The organism is Leuconostoc aquikimchii, assembly GCF_040838325.1.
Lineage (GTDB): Bacteria > Bacillota > Bacilli > Lactobacillales > Lactobacillaceae > Leuconostoc > Leuconostoc aquikimchii.
In genome coordinates, this window is record NZ_JBFPER010000001.1 from 1367784 (window position 1) to 1384419 (window position 16636).

General features: G+C 37.4%; 19 protein-coding genes. 3 read left to right on the forward strand and 16 right to left on the reverse strand.

From position 1 onward, the window contains the following. Window positions 1-2: 2 nt before the first annotated feature. The 6 genes from AB3K24_RS06715 to AB3K24_RS06740 form a co-directional block, all read right to left on the reverse strand. The gene (locus AB3K24_RS06715) at window positions 3-755 is read right to left on the reverse strand and encodes a DeoR/GlpR family DNA-binding transcription regulator (RefSeq protein ID WP_367974544.1); all 753 of its coding nucleotides are present in this window, start codon (window positions 753-755) and stop codon (window positions 3-5) included. A 140-nt stretch (window positions 756-895) separates the two neighbouring features. Then, a complete protein-coding gene (locus tag AB3K24_RS06720) occupies window positions 896-1492 on the reverse strand; it encodes a 5' nucleotidase, NT5C type (protein WP_367974545.1) in 597 nt (198 codons plus the stop codon). Window positions 1493-1676: 184 nt separating this feature from the next. Beyond that, window positions 1677-2090 (reverse strand): 30S ribosomal protein S16, encoded by a 414-nt coding sequence (gene rpsP, locus AB3K24_RS06725; RefSeq protein ID WP_367974546.1) that lies wholly within the window; start codon window positions 2088-2090, stop codon window positions 1677-1679. Between the two features lie 87 nt (window positions 2091-2177). Then, the gene (locus tag AB3K24_RS06730; protein WP_367974548.1) at window positions 2178-3644 is read right to left on the reverse strand and encodes a PH domain-containing protein; all 1467 of its coding nucleotides are present in this window, start codon (window positions 3642-3644) and stop codon (window positions 2178-2180) included. After that, entirely contained in the window at window positions 3637-4128 is a 492-nt protein-coding gene (locus tag AB3K24_RS06735) for a PH domain-containing protein (RefSeq protein ID WP_367974549.1), read from the reverse strand. The genes AB3K24_RS06730 and AB3K24_RS06735 overlap by 8 nt, the downstream gene beginning before the upstream one ends. 13 nt (window positions 4129-4141) lie before the next feature. Next, a complete protein-coding gene (locus AB3K24_RS06740; protein ID WP_367974551.1) occupies window positions 4142-4333 on the reverse strand; it encodes a hypothetical protein in 192 nt (63 codons plus the stop codon). A 260-nt stretch (window positions 4334-4593) separates the two neighbouring features. On the opposite strand from AB3K24_RS06740, the gene mscL reads away from it, so the two are divergent. Next, the gene (gene mscL, locus AB3K24_RS06745) at window positions 4594-4974 is read left to right on the forward strand and encodes a large-conductance mechanosensitive channel protein MscL (RefSeq protein ID WP_367974553.1); all 381 of its coding nucleotides are present in this window, start codon (window positions 4594-4596) and stop codon (window positions 4972-4974) included. Window positions 4975-5071: 97 nt separating this feature from the next. After that, window positions 5072-5704, forward strand: a complete 633-nt coding sequence (locus AB3K24_RS06750; RefSeq protein ID WP_367974555.1) for a deoxynucleoside kinase — start codon at window positions 5072-5074, stop codon at window positions 5702-5704. Between the two features lie 35 nt (window positions 5705-5739). Here AB3K24_RS06750 and ruvA read toward each other — a convergent pair whose 3' ends face one another. The 6 genes from ruvA to murI form a co-directional block, all read right to left on the reverse strand. Further along, window positions 5740-6330, reverse strand: coding sequence for a Holliday junction branch migration protein RuvA (gene ruvA / locus AB3K24_RS06755; protein ID WP_367974557.1), 591 nt, complete (start codon window positions 6328-6330; stop codon window positions 5740-5742). A gap of 114 nt (window positions 6331-6444) precedes the next feature. Continuing rightward, window positions 6445-7506, reverse strand: a complete 1062-nt coding sequence (gene queA, locus AB3K24_RS06760) for a tRNA preQ1(34) S-adenosylmethionine ribosyltransferase-isomerase QueA (RefSeq protein ID WP_367974558.1) — start codon at window positions 7504-7506, stop codon at window positions 6445-6447. After that, window positions 7499-8359, reverse strand: coding sequence for a phosphoesterase (locus tag AB3K24_RS06765; RefSeq protein ID WP_367974560.1), 861 nt, complete (start codon window positions 8357-8359; stop codon window positions 7499-7501). Before AB3K24_RS06765 ends, queA begins: the two co-directional genes overlap by 8 nt. Continuing rightward, the gene (ruvB, locus tag AB3K24_RS06770) at window positions 8359-9417 is read right to left on the reverse strand and encodes a Holliday junction branch migration DNA helicase RuvB (protein ID WP_367974562.1); all 1059 of its coding nucleotides are present in this window, start codon (window positions 9415-9417) and stop codon (window positions 8359-8361) included. The genes AB3K24_RS06765 and ruvB overlap by 1 nt, the downstream gene beginning before the upstream one ends. A gap of 55 nt (window positions 9418-9472) precedes the next feature. Continuing rightward, window positions 9473-10009 carry a YfcE family phosphodiesterase gene (locus AB3K24_RS06775; protein ID WP_367974564.1) on the reverse strand — a complete coding sequence of 179 codons (537 nt, stop codon included), beginning with the start codon at window positions 10007-10009 and terminating at the stop codon, window positions 9473-9475. A 37-nt stretch (window positions 10010-10046) separates the two neighbouring features. Beyond that, window positions 10047-11504 carry a glutamate racemase gene (gene murI, locus AB3K24_RS06780; RefSeq protein ID WP_367974566.1) on the reverse strand — a complete coding sequence of 486 codons (1458 nt, stop codon included), beginning with the start codon at window positions 11502-11504 and terminating at the stop codon, window positions 10047-10049. Window positions 11505-11594: 90 nt separating this feature from the next. On the opposite strand from murI, the gene AB3K24_RS06785 reads away from it, so the two are divergent. Then, window positions 11595-12314 carry a DUF2507 domain-containing protein gene (locus tag AB3K24_RS06785; RefSeq protein ID WP_367974568.1) on the forward strand — a complete coding sequence of 240 codons (720 nt, stop codon included), beginning with the start codon at window positions 11595-11597 and terminating at the stop codon, window positions 12312-12314. 27 nt (window positions 12315-12341) lie between these two features. Here the strand turns inward: AB3K24_RS06785 and dltD are convergent, their stop codons facing one another. From dltD to dltA, 4 genes are read right to left on the reverse strand one after another with little or no spacing between them, the layout of a single operon-like run. Next, the gene (dltD, locus tag AB3K24_RS06790) at window positions 12342-13625 is read right to left on the reverse strand and encodes a D-alanyl-lipoteichoic acid biosynthesis protein DltD (protein ID WP_367974570.1); all 1284 of its coding nucleotides are present in this window, start codon (window positions 13623-13625) and stop codon (window positions 12342-12344) included. A gap of 5 nt (window positions 13626-13630) precedes the next feature. Then, window positions 13631-13867, reverse strand: a complete 237-nt coding sequence (gene dltC, locus AB3K24_RS06795) for a D-alanine--poly(phosphoribitol) ligase subunit DltC (RefSeq protein ID WP_367974572.1) — start codon at window positions 13865-13867, stop codon at window positions 13631-13633. 28 nt (window positions 13868-13895) lie between these two features. Continuing rightward, the gene (gene dltB, locus AB3K24_RS06800) at window positions 13896-15101 is read right to left on the reverse strand and encodes a D-alanyl-lipoteichoic acid biosynthesis protein DltB (RefSeq protein ID WP_367974574.1); all 1206 of its coding nucleotides are present in this window, start codon (window positions 15099-15101) and stop codon (window positions 13896-13898) included. Next, complete coding sequence (gene dltA / locus AB3K24_RS06805; RefSeq protein WP_367974576.1) at window positions 15094-16626, reverse strand: D-alanine--poly(phosphoribitol) ligase subunit DltA; 1533 nt, start codon at window positions 16624-16626, stop codon at window positions 15094-15096. Before dltA ends, dltB begins: the two co-directional genes overlap by 8 nt. Window positions 16627-16636 lie beyond the last annotated feature (10 nt).

The window sequence follows — 16636 nt, forward strand, 5'->3', positions numbered from 1 at the left end:
CTCTATACTGCTAACACGGTCATGACTTGGTTGAGTTCATCACGCTGCTTGGACGTTAAATGCGTTGTGACCAAGACAACCTCTTTCAACGCCACTGCCTTAGCAAATGCTGCAATGCCAATTTTACTGGCATCAGCCAACACATAACTCACATGAGAACGTTCAACAACTGCGCGTTTCACAGCAGCTTCTTCCAAATCTGGTGTTGTTAATCCAAACACAACAGATATGCCATCTGCACCAACAAAGCTAACATCAAATACCATATTTTTGATTTGTTCAACTGCGGCTGCGCCAATCACAGCGTCCGTGGTTTGTTTAACTTGTCCACCAATGATTAATACTGGTATCATCAAATCTGACAGACTTGCTGCATGATGTACTGAATTTGTGACCACTGTAATTTCTGGCTTCTTATCTGCTAAATAGGCAATGACTTCGCCAGTTGTTGAGCCAGCATCCAAGAAAACTGTCTCGCCACCATGCAACTGCTGCGCTGCGCGCTGCGCAATTATTTGTTTGTCAGCTTGATAAATTGGTCGGCGTTCATTAACTGTCGACGATTTTTTATTTTGAGCAATAAATTCAACGCCACCATGCACGCGTTTGACAAACCCCTGATTGGTCAAGGCTGCCAAGTCACGCCGTATGGTCGAAATAGACGTTTGCGTGACCCCTTTTAGTTCCTGAAGAGAAATAAAATGATGTTTTTGAATCACTGCTAGTAATTTTTTTTGTCGTTCTGCTACAATCATTGTCTGCCTCACTTCAATGTAAGCGCTTTCTTTATAATTTTATGATAACCTTTTTTAAATTAATTTGCAACATTTTTACACCACATTTGTTCAAAATGCGTCAAAAAAAACAGTAGTCATTGTTTTGACTACTGTTTTCGTTATTCCCAATGTGCTTTTTCAAACCGATCATTTTTCCCAAAAAGTTGATAGCCCTTTTTTATTGCCACCGTTTCTGCACTTACGCGTAATGTACCAGACGTCTTATAAGCTTGCGCCACTGCATCTAAATAGGTCACTAATTGCTCCGACCACACCAGGCGATTATCATATCCATACTGAAGCCACAAACTGTCTGTTGCCTCATCATTCCATTGACTTGCGCCATGATAAGGCCGATCGTCAATTAAAATGCCACCAACACCATGTGCTAAACTTTTATCATGCGTCAACGTCACCCGCTTATAAAATGGGCTTTTCTTGTCATCCCCAAAATATTGTGCAAGCCAAAGTAATTTATCTTGCCAAGCACTGGCATTTTTCCATGGTGCAGTTGATAAAATGTGTAGTTCATAGTTTTCTGCCAAGGATTGCACAGCCTCAACAGCGCCAACCATTGGTGGTAAGTCACGAAAAATACCTGGTATTTGATCAGGCTTAGCTACTTTTTCGGCCTGCATATCAATAACATTTAAAATTGATAGTGTATCAACTAATACATTATCCATATCTAAAAACAATTTAGGTTTTACGACCATTTATCTTCTCCATTTACTATCAAGATTAAAGAAAGCGTTTCCATCTTCGGATAATTTCATTATAGCCGATGTGAGATTAATTGGCAAAGTTGTTTTATCCCAGTCACCAAAACTACCCCCAACAACAGTAAAAAAGGTAACTATCATAACAGTTATGATAGTTACCTTGACATATTAATTATTTTTATACTAATGCTAACAAATCAGCTTTTTTAGCTGATGAGGCAAATTCAATGCTCTTAGCATTCAAATAAGCTTTGATTTCAGCAACAGTATTCTTTTCTGTTGGCTTAGCTGCTGATGCAGCAGGCTTAGCAGAAGCTGGCTTCTTGCCTGACTTTGATTCATTATGCTTTGTCAAGATACCTGCATTGCTCAACAAGTTGCGAACAGTTTCTGATGGTTGTGCACCATTGCTCAACCATGACAAAATCTTTTCTTCATCTAACTTGATTTCTGCAGGTTGTGTAATTGGGTTGTATGTACCAACTGTTTCGATGAAACGACCATCACGAGGTGAACGTGAATCAGCGATAACAACACGGTAGAACGGACGCTTCTTGGCACCCATACGCTTCAAACGGATTTTAACTGACATATTATGTCCTCCAAATTTCTTTTGTGCTTTTTGCACATTAATTTACTTATTTAGTATCTCATTAATTGGTGATGATGTCAAGTGTTTTTACTTGACACGTACTATCCATTTTTCAATTTCCTGTGTCGCTGACTGCTTAAGATAACGCAATGTCACGCGTTGTGCCGTATCACTATCCCGTACAAAAATAGCCAGATGCTGTGCTTTTTTATTGACCATAAAATAACTTTGTGACGTTGCGAAACCTTGAATTTTTTCACGCGGTATAAAATACGTATGTTTTGTAAAATTCAATGATGTTTGTATGATTAAATAGTCATCGACCATCCGAACGGCTTGGTCTGACATTTTCACATAACTTGCCATTAAAACATAAAAAAAGACACTGACAATAATTACACTGACTATTACGACGTCGTTTGGTAAACGCAGACCTGTCATATGCATTAACGTCAAATAACAAGTCAGCAGGCCGCCGACAACGACACAACTTATGCAAAAAATATAACGTAATTGATAACGCAATGCGCGTGAAATCGTTGGTGCTTTGTCTGGTTTTAAAAAAGGATACTTGGGTAAAAACTGCTGTAAGACATGGGTTGTTTCTTTTACTTGTACCACTGGCATAATAGGTGTTTGTTTCACTTCTTCTGTTTTATCTGCTCCTGATGATGCGAGTAAAACACTAACCGATACAAGATGAACTAATCGTCGTAACAAAGATTGTTCATAATGAACCGCCTGAATGCGCGACGTCCGTAACTGCATATTTTGCGTCGTTAACAAGCCTCGTGAGATCGTTAGATGGGATCCAGTACGTGAAATTGTAAATTTAAAAAAGCGATTATATAATCGTATAAAAACACCTATCACACTAATGATCACAACAATGACGAGCAATATAGCATATATTTCAAGTGTTTGATGATTTATCCAACTATTAAAATGGTCCTGTGCACGCTTTGGTAGGTAATCATTTAGGGCTGCCATAATAGCAAATAACACACCAAAAATTCTCAAACTGCCAAGTGATGTCAATGCGTAGACACATAAATCACGGTTATTAATCTGATACGTTGCACCAACTTTTGGTGACACAGTTGCCGAAATAACTTCATCTGACTGTTTCGTCTGCGCTTCTTTACGCAACGTTTCAATCACTTCAATTTGTGGTAAAAACAATGCATGAAAAATTAATTTATCATCACTTTTCCCCGAAGTTTCAATAGTAACCTTAAACAATTTAAAAGGCTGAAAATAAATAGGTTGCGTTCGTGTGATTGTTTGAATACGTTCAAATGATAGATGTGTACGCTTTTTGACAAAAATACCTTGTGTCAAAGAAATTTCATGGGGCGTGATCTCATAAGTAAAAAATAACCAATTCAATAGACCAAATATCAGTGATATGCCCAAGCAACCTGCAATGACCAGCAACCGTATACGCCAATTATTATTGCTATTTAAAAATATAATAAATGCTGGCCAAACAATCATCCTAACAACAGCGACTGATTCAGAAAGAATCGCGATTTTTGGTTGATGTTTAATCATCTATAGCCACCTCACGTGCTTGTCGTGCGGCCATAATTAACTGATCTCTTAAATATTGTGCGACATCTTCGTTAATTGTTTCAATTTTAAATTCATGTGCGGCTGTAACAATCACAACGTTTTGCAGATGAAATATTTTTAAAATCGGTCCTTGTGATGTATCCACATTCTGAATTCGATTTAATGGAATTGTTTTTGTCCGACGTAAGAAAAAGCCTTTATAAATCGACACCGCATTTTGATGTAACAGGTACTTGTAAAAACGGTAACGATAAGGAATAAGCATCACATAACCCAATGTCATGGCTAACGCTACCCCAAATAAACCATTAATCCAACTTAATAGTGTACTATGCCAATCAAATTTTAAAAAAATATTAATCGCTACAACAATTATCAAAAGGACTAAGAAAGAAATGGCATCTTCTATTAGCCATACTTTTTTAGCCGCTTTTGGTAAACTTTGTGCATTTTTCGGTATCATTACTATTTGATCTCTATTCTTCACGTTTGGCATTGATTTCTTCACTTAATATAATCAAGTTATCTAATGCACGTCGTGCTAATCGTGAGTCATGGGCACGATTAGCGTCATTGGTAATGCCACCTAATGTATGTGGTGTATTAATATCGTTGATGATACTAATAAGCTGTTCATGCCATGTGGTTAACTGTTCTTTTTCATTCATAAGTTTTCTCCTTCAAACAATTACATTTATTTTATCATGACTACGGTTTTATGTCATGATTAACAATCATTTAAATTGTTTCAGCCACAAAATTAAGTATTTTATGGCTGAAAGCGCGTAATTATTTTAAAATTAAATTAATTTCTTTGAAAACATATTGTAATCCTTGTATTTTCAAGTAAACTATTGATATAGAATGTAGAAATGAAAGGAATGTGTATATTGTCAATAATGTACTATATACACGAACAAAAAGAAATATGCTCTCAGAATTTAAAACATTTATCATGCGCGGTAACGTGCTGGATTTAGCAGTTGGTGTGATTATTGGTGGTGCCTTTACTGGCTTAGTTAAGTCTCTGACTAACAATTTAATTGGCCCCATTCTAACATTTTTCACTGGTGGTACGTCAGATTTGGCCAGTTTAAAGCTTGTCATTACTAAAGAACTAACATTCAAGTATGGTGCCTTCTTGAACGACTTGATTAACTTTATCATTACAGCCTTTGTTGTCTTTCTTCTAATCAAAGTAATCAACCGCCTCTTCCGTACGAACAAGGAAAAGGCAATCGAAGTCAATCCTGAATTAGAAATCTTAACTGACATTCGCGATTTATTGGAAGCTGAAAAGAAAGCCTAATGTTCGTATTTTGAAGTCAATCCGCCCAAAAACTGACCTTGTTATTTGGACGGATTTTTTGTATAGTTATTAAGTTACTAAATTATTGGAGGTCGTCATGGTGATTATTACCGCAGGCATGATTGGCGTTGGAAAAACAACATTAACTGGCTTAATTGCTGAACATTTTGGCACGCAAGCCTTTTATGAACCAGTGGGTGACAATCCTGTCCTCCCACTTTATTATTCTGACCCAAAACAGTATGGCTTTTTATTACAAATTTACTTTCTTAATCGTCGCTTTGATATGATTAAGCAAGCGCTAGCAGACGACAACAATGTCTTAGATCGCTCTATTTATGAAGATGCGCTGTTTACCTCTGAAAATCATAAAGATGGTAATATTACAGACTCAGAAATGGCAGTTTACACACAGCTACTTGACAATATGATGGCTGAACTACAAAAATTGCCTAAAAAGGCACCAGATCTACTGGTTTATGCAGAAACTGATTTTGAAACTATCCTCTATCGCATTAAAAAGCGGGGTCGTGATTACGAACAGTTTGATGATAATGATGCTTTACGTCAATATTATTTCCGCATGTGGTCTGCTTATCGTGACTGGTTTGAAGCATATGATGCGTCACCAAAAATAAAAATTGATTTACAAACATTTGATCTTGAACAAGACAAAAATCAAAAAATCATCTTGCAACAAATTGATCATGCATTAGAAAAAATACATTAAAAACTACCCTCACTAGTGACGTGAGGGTAGTTTTTTTAACTGACCAATAACTTTAATCCAGCACGGATATAACCATCTGTGGTATCGTGTTTTACTGCTAAAGTTTTTTCCAACTTAGCAACTTCTTTAGCACTATAACCTAATGATTCTAAAGCCTCTAAGGCATCAGACAATGCTTGGTTTGAATTTGACTGTGACACTGGTGTTGTCATGCCAACGGAGGCAGCCAAATCATCCAATTTTCCTTTCAAATCCAAAACAATTTGTTGCGCTGTTTTTTTACCAACACCTGGAAACTGTGTGAGGTAAGTTGCATCATCATTTGCAACAGCATGAACTAAGCCAGCTGCATCATCACTAGCTAAAATGGCCAAAGCACTTTTAGGGCCGATACCGGAAACATTTAATAACTTATTGAACAATATTTTTTCATTTTCATCAATAAAACCATACATCGCGATTTCATTTTCACGTACGATCTGTTCCACGTAAACATGAGATTCCACATTTTGCTCAAAACGATATGGATTAGCTACAAACAGTTTGTACCCCACACCACTGCGATCACAAATGACCAAATAAGCTGGGTAAATATTCGTAATTAAACCATTAATATACTCGTACACTTTTATTTCTCCTTTAAATCGAATATTTTCAGTTTATCATAAAAATTAAGTTATGATATACTTTCTGAAAACCATTATTTGTTAGTGAGCATATGCCATAAAAATAAGCTACCTCTAACGCTTGATAAACATTGCATCCCCAAAACTAAAGAAACGATATTTGTCATCCACCGCGTGCTGATAAGCATTCAAAATATTTTCACGGCCGGTAAAAGCCGCGACTAACATAACCAACGTTGACTTAGGAAGATGAAAGTTTGTGATAAAGGCATCAACCGTCGTCCACTGATAACCTGGTTTAATAAATATATCAGTCCAACCTGAATCAGCTTGCAATTGCCCATCAAATTTTGAACCAATTGTTTCCAGTGTACGAATAGACGTCGTACCAGTCGCGATAATGCGACCACCAGTAGCATGCACATCATTCAACGCATCAGCAGCTGCTTGACTTAACTGATAGAATTCACTGTGCATTTTGTGATCTTCAATATTTTCTTCTTCAACTGGGCGAAATGTGCCTAAACCAACATGTAACGTCAATTCAACAGTTTTGACACCCTTTGCGCGCACCTTATCTAACAATTCTGGTGTCCAATGTAACCCCGCTGTTGGCGCAGCAGCAGACCCGTCAACTTTAGAGTACACGGTTTGATAACGCTCTTGATCTGCCAGTTTTTCTTTGATATAGGGTGGTAGTGGCATTTCGCCTAATTTTTCTAATAATTCCATGAAAATGCCATCATAATGAAATTCAATATAGCGCCCACCATGTTCTAATTCACCAACAACTGTGGCAGTCATGACTGGCTTGTCAATGTCGTCACCAAAAATAATCGTTGAGCCAACAGGTGATTTTTTAGCGGGCTTAACCAATGTTTCCCAAACATCCCCATGATCTTGACGTAAGAGTAATACTTCTGCATGTCCGCCTGTTTCAGGACGTACACCATGTAACCGTGCTGGCAACACACGCGAGTTGTTCATCACAATGGCGTCCCCTGGGTTCACATAATCTAAGATGTCATAAAAATGCTTATCTTCATACATGCCAGTATCCGCATCTAACACTAACAAACGTGATGAATCACGCTGCTTTAAGGGCGTTTGGGCAATGAGTGCTTCTGGTAAGTCATAATCAAAATCTGCTAATTGGTAATGTTGTTCTTCAGTCATTTTTTTCACCTATATTGCCTTGTAGAGTAGTTGTTTTTTCAAATTCAAATCCAGTTAAGGCGACCTTTTCTTTTACCTGATCCGATAATACTTTATCTTCATTAGGAATGTTAAACGTTTTTAAAACATCTGTATATGTCAAATCATTGGTATTGAGATAGTCTACCAACAGTGCTAGCTCATGTCGCTGAGTAGCAGTTGGCTTATTAATTGTAATTGTTTCATCAAACGCCCGTTCTATCAAACGATCATAACGTTTGTTTTCTGATTCTATTTGATACAGTTGCGCAATCTGTTTTTGTCGTGCAACCAAAAGTGGCGTCAATTCATCAAAACTGATTGGTGCACCGAATTTTCTGGTTTGCATATAATCTGAATCTAACGATAAGTTAATCATACCGGCAGACTGATATTCAGCTTCATGAATATGGCCATGAACAGACAAAATAGGATAAGGTAAATCAATGGCGTAATGACTCAACCAAACCTGTACCCCATTAATTTTGATTGCTTTAGCAGTCTCAACAACTTCTACTATAGCTGTTTCTGGGGCCTTTAAGGCGGCTTTTATTTGATCAGAATGGTCATGGTTTCCTTTAAAAAACACAATATGACCATTTAATCGTGTTAATTGTGCAACAAAATCTTGCTTTTTTCGAAACATACCAAGATCACCCAAAAAATACACGGTATCTTCAGCTTTAACAACATCATTCCACGTTGTTTCAAGGTAAATATCCATGTTTTCAATGGTTGGTTCAATACCAAGTGCATTTAATGAATCTGCACGTGATTTATCAAAATATAAAATTTTTTCATGATTAAAATGCGTATCCGACATAATATATTGCATTATTGTTCCCTTTGATACGGCATTTTAAGGTGTTCATAGGCACTTTCAGTGACAACACGACCACGTGGTGTGCGTTGTAAAAAACCAATCTGTAATAGATAAGGTTCAACCATAGATTCTAGCGTTTCAGCCTCTTCACCAATATTTGCCGCAATGGTATTCAAGCCGACGGGGCCACCATTATAGTATGCAATCATCGTTCCTAAGAACTTATGATCTGTTTCATCCAGACCACGATTATCAACACGCAACTTATCCAAAGCAATATCAACAATTGCCTTGTCGATTGCCGATTTACCTTCTACTTGCGCAAAATCACGGACACGTTTCAATAACCGATTAGCAATACGCGGTGTGCCTCGTGATCGCAAAGCGACTTCATAAGCACCGGCCGATTTAATTGGGGCGTTAAAAATATCTGATGAACGCACAACGATCTCTTGTAATTCTTCTGGTGTGTAATATGCCATGGCGTTAATGATCCCAAAACGATCACGTAAAGGTTTTGATAACATACCTGGTCGTGTTGTCGCACCGATAAGCGTAAAAGGTGGCAACGGAAAATGAACAGCACGCGCTGTTGGCCCTTGACCAACCATAATATCGACAAAATAATCTTCCATCGCCGAATACATAATTTCTTCAATATTCGTTGGTAAACGATGGATTTCATCAATAAATAAAATATCGCCTGGCTCAAGTTCATTAAGCAAGGCTACTAAATCCCCTGGTTTCTCAATTGCAGGACCAGAAGTTGTTTTAATATGCACAGCCATTTCATTTGCAATAATCATGGCTAATGTGGTTTTTCCTAACCCTGGTGGCCCAAATAATAAGACATGATCTAAGGCCTCTTCACGTTGCTTGGCCGCAGAAATGTAAACATTGAGCTCTTCTTTTAAGGCAGCTTGTCCAATATATTCACGCAAAAATTGCGGACGTAACGATAACTCATTACGCTGTTCCGCTTCATTTGCTGCAGCGTCATGTATTAACTGATCGGCTACAGTGTGTTCATCATACCATTGGTTAAATTGTGGTTCTTGTTGATCTACCATATTTATTATTTTACCATGTTTGTTGCGTCTTTATATAAAAGTCTGTCCAGCAAAATCAACGTGCCATTTCTACTGTGAGGTTATCTAACAATTCGTGTGACCGATTATAAAAGTGAACAACAAACTTATCAGTCTCAGCGATAAGCACAGCATACGTGCCACCAATTATTGCCCGTGGTCCCTTTGGCACACTGGTTGAACCTGGATTAATAAACAACTTGCCATGATAGGCCAGCGCCCCATCAATATGTGTATGCCCAAATAAGACCACCTGGGCGCCACTCTCAAGAGCTGCTTTATCCAATAATTCTAAGTTGGCCCAAGCATTAAAGGTTGTCACATCATATAAATGACCATGCGTTTGAAAAAAAGTCACATGATCAATGGTTGTCGCGCGTGCTTCAACAAAATCAGCATCATAATCCATATTACCAATCACTGTCGAAACGCCATCAAAAACAACATCTTGTGCTGCCAGTTCTGAATCACCATTAAAGAAAATACCATCAACTTGTGGCCGCCATTTGGCAATAATATCTGACAATATCGCCCGATCACCATGATTATCTGAAACAATTAAAAATTTTGACATATTATATCATTCATAAAGTAACACTTATCAGTGTTACTTAAACCCCTTTCAACCATGCTGGTAGTTGCTTACCTAATTCTTGTAAAGCTAAGCCACGATGGCTAATTTGATTTTTTTCATCTGCAGTTAATTCGGCAAACGTCTTATCAAATTGTGGTACTAAAAAAATTGGATCATAGCCAAAACCATTATCGCCATGACGTTGCTGGGTAATTAATCCATGAACCTTACCCGTAGCTACTAGCTTAGGTTTATTTGGACCGATGAGCACAAGCACACTGTTGAACTGCGCCTCACGTGATACGACGTCTGCAAGTTTCCGTAACACTTTATCATTATTAGCCTGATCATCATGATCACCTGCATATCGTGCAGAATACACGCCTGGTTCACCATGCAAAGCATCAATCGACAAACCAGAGTCATCTGCTAAAATATAATCATTTGGTGCAATTTTAGCAATTGTCATGACCTTTTTAGTCGCATTTTCCTCAAACGTTGTCCCGTCTTCAATAATTTCAGGTACCTTATCACCCAAATCACGTAACGGTACCACTGGTAAGTCGATACCAAGATCATTCAAAATAGCTTCTATTTCTGTTATTTTATGTTGATTATTACTAGCTAAAATAAGTCTAGGCATACTAATTTCCTCTAAATGTTGTGATATCCCATTTTCGACGATTTTTAAATGACGCACATCAAGTTCATGGCTGCGCGCTAACCAATTGGTAGCAATGACTTGAAATGTCTCATCATCACTATCACTCGTTGTATAATAAACATCGTCATCATGATCGTGCCTCGTATCAGTGTTCAAAGCCAGTTTATCCAAGCATTGTTTAATGGCATAAACAGTTTCACGTCCTGAATCAATCAAAGTAACTTCTTGCCCAACCGCCGCTTTAATAAAAGATTCAAGCAATGGAAAATGGGTACAACCTAATATTAACGTATCAATTCCCACTGCTTTAAATGGTGCTAAATGATTCATAACAAGTTCCCGTGTGGCCTGATCTTGATACTTGTTGGCTTCAACTAATTGTACAAATTCCGGTTCACCTTGTGAGACAACCACTGTATCAGTGTCATATTGATGTATTTGCGCTTCATAAGCCTTCGAATTGACGGTGCCTTCAGTTGCAATAATACCAACTATTTTATTTTTGGTTGCCAATTGTGCGGCTTGCGCCCCTGGTTGAATCACACCAATGACTGGTATGGTTAATTTTTTTTGTAGTACGGTTAGTGCACGTGCTGTTGCCGTATTACAAGCAATAACAAGCATTTTAATTTGTTTTTTTGCCACCAAATAATTTGCCATTTGCAATGTGTAGGCAATCACTTCATCCGTCGTCCGTGGCCCATAAGGCATACGCGCTGTATCGCCAATAAAGATAAATTGTTCGTTAGGTAGTTGTTTTTGAGCTTCTTTGATGACTGTTAAGCCACCAACGCCAGAATCAACCATCCCGATTGGATTATTTTTATTCATATCTATAATTATGAACGGAAAATCCAAGAATGCAAGTTTTCCACACCAAAAGTTTGGTATAATAAAGGTCTGAAAGGTTTATATAAACTCATGAATAGTAATGATTACGACAAAATTTTACAAACGAACTTTCAAGTCAATAGTTTTGCCTTGACACTTCTCCGTGATGGCCTTTTAAAAAACCTATTACAAGAAGATTACCCTCATATTTTATATTGGGCTGGTAAAGAAATAGCACGCCAATTTCCAACTGACGCCCTGGATTCTGTGGCAACGTTCTTTGATAACGCTGGTTTTGGTAACATAGAAATTGCCTCTCAGGATAGTAAAAATCAACGTTGGTACTTGACTGGTGATTTAGTTAAACAACGTTTAGGGCTTGATAAATCAGCTGATTTCAGTTTAGAAGCTGGTTATTTAGCCCAACAACTTGAAACGCAAACTGGTGCCATTGCCGAAGCAACGTTCAAACTCATGAAAAAAAATGAGGGCGTGAGCTTTGAAGTCGTAACAGATCTCAATGAAACAGTTGATGTCTCTGATATTCGGCAACGTGTCGCTGCAAGAGAGTCATTTCTAAGACAAACTCATGAAAATATTGAACATGCTAAAATCATCAATATTCGTGATGACGGTGATATTTCAAATGAACAATCCATAACAGACTCACTATTGGCCTTTAAATTTGATGACCTAGATTTGCCAAAAGAGGCCCCAACTAGTTTAAGTGCTATGTCTGGTGACGACACAATTGACCCTTTTAATTTTCCTACATCAATGGACACCAACTCACAATCACCATTTTCATAAACAAAAAAACCGCCGTATGGCGGTTTTTTATTTGAATTGTTTCAAATTATCAGATGTCGGCCTAAGGTTTTGCCAATCATGTGATAAATAATTATTGTTAATATGATAATTTGTTGATTGATACCCATTTGTTAAGAATGGCTTGATATACCTATCTGCGGCTACCCAACCATTCCACCCCATATGGATTGTATCTTGCATAAAGTAATTCGTATTACCTTCATGTGAAAAGTCAGCTATATTGTTAAACCCTTGGGATGTCAATTGTTGCTTAATTTTGTCAACACTTTGATAATACATGTCTTGATTTAAGCCTGTATAACTCGCCCAACGTTGATTAACTGGTTGAATGACAAATAATACATCTGTATGTTGTTTTGCAAATTCTGCTAACACTGCTTGAAAATCAGCATACTCATCAGATTGACGATAATCAAAAGTTTTCTGCGAGTCAGCTAACTGTTTTAAACGCATTTTAACACGGTAACTGTAAAATGAGTTTTTAATCTGAAATTGATTGTTTGTTGTCTCATGCTCACCAATTTTAGTAGCTTCTCGTAATAAGACTGATGAATTATCTTGACTTGGTAATTTTTTAAGTGCAGGTGTCACACGTTTAGACCAATTTGTCGATCGCGAGAAACTTGAAAACAATTGATCTTCACGCAATAATGTCCGATGTCGTAAGTTCAATAAGTTTCTATCAGTGCGCGACAAAGACTGATTATCATTAATTTTAGTAATCAGTCGTGCATAAAACCGATTATCTTTAACCTGACTCTGTTCCAACAAACGCCCTGCGATGAAGCGATCTGTTGGCGTAATATCATTGATATTACGTAACCAATCTACCGTTTGTAACGGTGAATAAAATTCAGGAAAGAATAACTTTGTATCCTTTTTAGTAAACCATTGCTGTGAAATAACAAAAACTGCTTGCTTTTTATGCAATGCAGGCGTCATCTCCTGCATACCTAAGTAATGCGTCAACGATTCTGTTCCAGCTTGCCCTAATAAAAATGGCTGATAATTTCGATGGTACTTCGCAGCTAACATCGAAGGATGCATCGTATCCAAACGCAAAAGCTCACTTGAACCAAAAAAAGGGACATAGCGTTTCGAATGGTCACTAAACGCCGCTGTTTTTACGGCTTCCCCCTTAAAGGTATTCTTGGAAAAAGAAACCGATGCTTCACGTACATCTTTATGTGTGATGTGATTTAAGGAAAAAGGCGCTAAAAATAATGCAAAAACCAACACAAAAGCGACCACTACTGGCCCAAAAACCCACCATAACCCCCGTTTTTTCATGGTGACTACCCAATCAAAGATTCAACTTTGGCAATCACTTTATTAGGCGTATTCCATTCGTCACGGTTAAATTCTGATACTGGTGCTTGAATGCTAAACTTGCTTTCCAAGTCGAGTAACAATTCAACGGTTGCCATTGAATCAAGTAACCCACTATCAAAAAAATCATCATCCATTTGATCAGTGATATCTTCACCAATGATTGTGTTTAAAATATCGATTACTTCTTCTTTTACTGCCATTATTATTTCCTCTTTCTTTTAAATGCTATTATTTAAACCATAATGTATCCAAAAATCCACTAAACAACAAGAAACTAACCATCACCACATTGAACGTTATCACAATTGCAATTGCATCTGTGAATTTATTTTGTGGGACTTTATGTTTTTTCTTATAGCGTAGCCATACATCCGTAATAACTAAACCAACACCATGGAATAGACCATATGCGATATAATACCAATGCAATCCGTGCCAAAAACCCATAATTAGCATATTAACAATGTATGCGATATTTGAAACTGTCACACGATTCTTGAACCACTTCTTTTTCATAATCAAAAAAACAAGTCTCATGAAGATATAGTCTCGGAACCAAAATGATAATGACATATGCCAGCGATTCCAAAAGTCTTTCAAATTTTTTGATAAGAAAGGCTTGTTAAAGTTCATTGGTAACTCAATGCCCATCACATAACTTGTCGCGACAGCAAACAATGAATAACCAGCAAAATCAAAGAACAAATCTAAGCCATAAGTATACATCACTGGTATTAACCACCATGACCAACCATGATGTGTGGCTGCTGATAACATAGCTAAATTCTCAACTTGCGGTAAGAGCAAGGTACCTAAAATATATGACAAGACAAATTTGTACAGAAATCCTAGAAAGAAATACCATACTGCTTTTTCAAGCATGCTGATATACTTCGCACGATCTGGTACAGTTGTGATATCTTTAATAAAACGACGATAACGATCAATTGGTCCTGATGATATTGTCGGCATAAAGAGCATAAAACGCAAGAACAGCCAAGGATTAAAATCTTTAATTGAGCCATCTCGCGTTTCCATAATCATAGCTACCGAACGAAAAGTTAAATATGAAATACCCATAAATCCAAGTAATGATGTCACATGTGTCCAATGTGCACCTGGCGCTATCTTGACCAAAACCAAAGGCAGTATAGCTAATACAACAGCACCATAAAAAATCATTGCTTGATTACTTTTCTTACGGTACAGCGTATACGCCCATACTAACAACCATTGCCAAATCATGTAACTAATTAATGCAAAGCCTTCATGATATTTATGACCATCAAACATTAAAAAGATAAACACGATGGAGACAATAACTTCATACCAATTTAATCGTCTACCAAAATATAAACCAATTGCGACTGGTAATAACGCGAGTAACAAAATAATAAAATACTTTGGGTCAGCATAAGGTTGTATATTAAGCATTGCCGTTCACCTCAGTAATCAACCCCTTGAGATCAATTTTACCATTCGGCGTCAGTGGTAATACGTCACGATACATAAATCGGCCGGGTACCATGTATGGCATCATAATATTTTCAAGCTCTAATTTAATCGCGTTGGTTAGCAATATAGGTTTCTCAAAATCATTATTTTTAGCTACGATAATGGCTAATAATTGTTTCACTTTACCGTCAGCATCATATCTAGGTACAGCAACTGCTTGCTCTACCCATTGACTTTGTTGTAACTGCTGTGCAACTTCTTCTAACTCAATTCGGAAGCCGTGTAACTTGATTTGAAAGTCACTACGTCCTTTATAATGCAGTAACCCATTCGCATCACGTGTTGCTAAATCACCAGTTTTATAGGCTCGTTGCCCATTAATAATGGTAAATGATGCTGCCGTTTTTTCAGGGTTATTTAAGTATCCTTTCGACACTGAAGGGCCAGCGATAACAATTTCACCTGCTTGGTCATCAGTTATTGCAATCCCGTCGCTATCTTGAATAATAATCTTTGTATCAGATTTAACATAGCCAATCGGCATTTTATCATGACTTGCAATAATTTCTTTTGTAATTGGTAATCCTGTGACCGCAACCGTTGCTTCAGTAGGCCCATAAGTATTATAAACCTGCGCTTCTGGAAAACGTTCAAGTAACTTTTGTGCCGTTGTTGTTGTCAAAACTTCGCCACAGAAGAAGAAAGCATCAAGATTTGGATGATTTGTTTGTGTAAATTCCGGATCAAGCAATGCCACATCCGCAAAAGACGGCGTTGATACCCACTTATGTAACTCAAGTCCTGGCAATGTCTTAAACAATGTTTTAAAATCATCAGCTGCTTCTTTTGGCAAAGCCTTTAAAGTACCTTTTGCTAATAAAGTTGGTATCCAATCCATCACCGACAAGTCAAATGAATACGGTGGCTGGGATAACATATTGCTTCCAGCTTGCCAATTAAAGTCATCCCCTAGTATCCAACTGGCAAAACTCACAAGATTATCATGTGAGATTTGCACACCTTTTGGTTTACCAGTTGTGCCTGATGTAAAGATAATGTAGAAATTTTCATCACCAACAACAGGCTTTGTCATGTTGAAATTGCTTACTGTATTAAAAATGTTGGCCAATTGTGCCTGTTTAATTACTAGTACACCAGTGATTTCTATTGGTAAATCATCAACGGCAATAACTAACGCTGGTTTACCTATGTTTATAATGTCTGTTAAGCGCTCATCGGCTGAATTAATATCAACAGGCACATAGGCATGACCCGATTTAACACTACCTAAGAAACTGGCAATCATTTCAAATTGTTGTCCCCCATAAACCATAATTGGTGCTTTATCAGCAATAGGTAAGTTTTCTATAAATGCCGCTAAACTATCAGAATAAGTTTTAAGTTGCTCGTACGTGTGTGTGTTTCCCAATTCATCATAAGCAATTGTATGCCCTTGCGTTTGCGCAATGCTGTCGATTGCTGTCATGATATTTTCAATAATCATATTAATTTCC

Excerpts from the sequence above, each read along its gene's own strand:
- AB3K24_RS06740 (WP_367974551.1), bottom strand. The coding sequence starts at position 4,333 with ATGAATGAAAAAGAACAGTTAACCACATGGCATGAACAGCTTATTAGT.
- murI (WP_367974566.1), bottom strand. The coding sequence starts at position 11,504 with ATGAATAAAAATAATCCAATCGGGATGGTTGATTCTGGCGTTGGTGGC.
- AB3K24_RS06785 (WP_367974568.1), top strand. The coding sequence starts at position 11,595 with ATGAATAGTAATGATTACGACAAAATTTTACAAACGAACTTTCAAGTC.
- rpsP (WP_367974546.1), bottom strand. The coding sequence starts at position 2,090 with ATGTCAGTTAAAATCCGTTTGAAGCGTATGGGTGCCAAGAAGCGTCCG.
- AB3K24_RS06765 (WP_367974560.1), bottom strand. The coding sequence starts at position 8,359 with ATGCAATATATTATGTCGGATACGCATTTTAATCATGAAAAAATTTTA.
- AB3K24_RS06715 (WP_367974544.1), bottom strand. The coding sequence starts at position 755 with ATGATTGTAGCAGAACGACAAAAAAAATTACTAGCAGTGATTCAAAAA.
- ruvB (WP_367974562.1), bottom strand. The coding sequence starts at position 9,417 with ATGGTAGATCAACAAGAACCACAATTTAACCAATGGTATGATGAACAC.
- dltC (WP_367974572.1), bottom strand. The coding sequence starts at position 13,867 with ATGGCAGTAAAAGAAGAAGTAATCGATATTTTAAACACAATCATTGGT.
- mscL (WP_367974553.1), top strand. The coding sequence starts at position 4,594 with ATGCTCTCAGAATTTAAAACATTTATCATGCGCGGTAACGTGCTGGAT.
- dltB (WP_367974574.1), bottom strand. The coding sequence starts at position 15,101 with ATGCTTAATATACAACCTTATGCTGACCCAAAGTATTTTATTATTTTG.
- queA (WP_367974558.1), bottom strand. The coding sequence starts at position 7,506 with ATGACTGAAGAACAACATTACCAATTAGCAGATTTTGATTATGACTTA.
- dltA (WP_367974576.1), bottom strand. The coding sequence starts at position 16,626 with ATGATTATTGAAAATATCATGACAGCAATCGACAGCATTGCGCAAACG.
- AB3K24_RS06775 (WP_367974564.1), bottom strand. The coding sequence starts at position 10,009 with ATGTCAAAATTTTTAATTGTTTCAGATAATCATGGTGATCGGGCGATA.
- AB3K24_RS06720 (WP_367974545.1), bottom strand. The coding sequence starts at position 1,492 with ATGGTCGTAAAACCTAAATTGTTTTTAGATATGGATAATGTATTAGTT.
- AB3K24_RS06735 (WP_367974549.1), bottom strand. The coding sequence starts at position 4,128 with ATGATACCGAAAAATGCACAAAGTTTACCAAAAGCGGCTAAAAAAGTA.
- dltD (WP_367974570.1), bottom strand. The coding sequence starts at position 13,625 with ATGAAAAAACGGGGGTTATGGTGGGTTTTTGGGCCAGTAGTGGTCGCT.
- AB3K24_RS06750 (WP_367974555.1), top strand. The coding sequence starts at position 5,072 with ATGGTGATTATTACCGCAGGCATGATTGGCGTTGGAAAAACAACATTA.
- AB3K24_RS06730 (WP_367974548.1), bottom strand. The coding sequence starts at position 3,644 with ATGATTAAACATCAACCAAAAATCGCGATTCTTTCTGAATCAGTCGCT.